2 protein-coding genes are annotated in these 576 nt (G+C 59.7%); both read right to left on the minus strand.

What is annotated here, in order from left to right:
* On the minus strand, nucleotides 1–265 hold a 265-nt coding region (locus E6C55_RS33295; RefSeq protein ID WP_136374125.1), incomplete at its 3' end, for a hypothetical protein.
* The coding region (locus E6C55_RS34065) for a hypothetical protein (RefSeq protein WP_168736014.1) at nucleotides 262–576 on the minus strand (315 nt) is incomplete at its 5' end. The genes E6C55_RS33295 and E6C55_RS34065, both read right to left, overlap by 4 nt.

Here is a 576-nt window from a genome sequence, read left to right on the forward strand (position 1 = left end):
TGTAGTGCAGCGTATAAGTATCGCCGACGGCCAGGATGTCGGCAGCCAGCACGAGAACCCCCGTGTTGGTGCGAAGCGCCTCGATGTTCGACTTCGTCACGGGCTGACCGCTCTCCACCGCAACCGCGGAGGACGGGAGCAGGAAGGAATAGTGCCATCTCTGGGCTTGCATCGCGTATTCCAGCAACGATAACGAGTTCCCGGGGTTCTTGTCGTCCCCGTACGTTGTGTCCTGCCCGATGAAGGTTCGGTTCCGTCCCGTCAATTGCAGGAGCTGCGACGTGAGTAGGTGTAAATGCCGGACGGCTCCGCCGCCTTGCCGGTCTGGGAATCGCCTCCGGTCTGCGCGAACAAGGCGGCGACCCGGGACGTCAGCTCGCTCTCCGCATCGGAGACGTTCCGTCGCTTCGCTTGGCTGTCCCAATTCAGCTTCACCGGATTCGCATACACATCGGAGGCGCTGCCGCCGGATGCGAGGGCTCCGAACTTGTTGATCCGCTTGTACTGGCCATTGACGTTCATGTAGATATCGACCGGCAGAATCTTCCCTGTCTTCAGATTCAAGTGATAGTAGTA

The organism is Cohnella fermenti (assembly GCF_004801405.1).
In the GTDB taxonomy this organism is placed as follows: Bacteria; Bacillota; Bacilli; order Paenibacillales; family Paenibacillaceae; genus Cohnella; species Cohnella fermenti.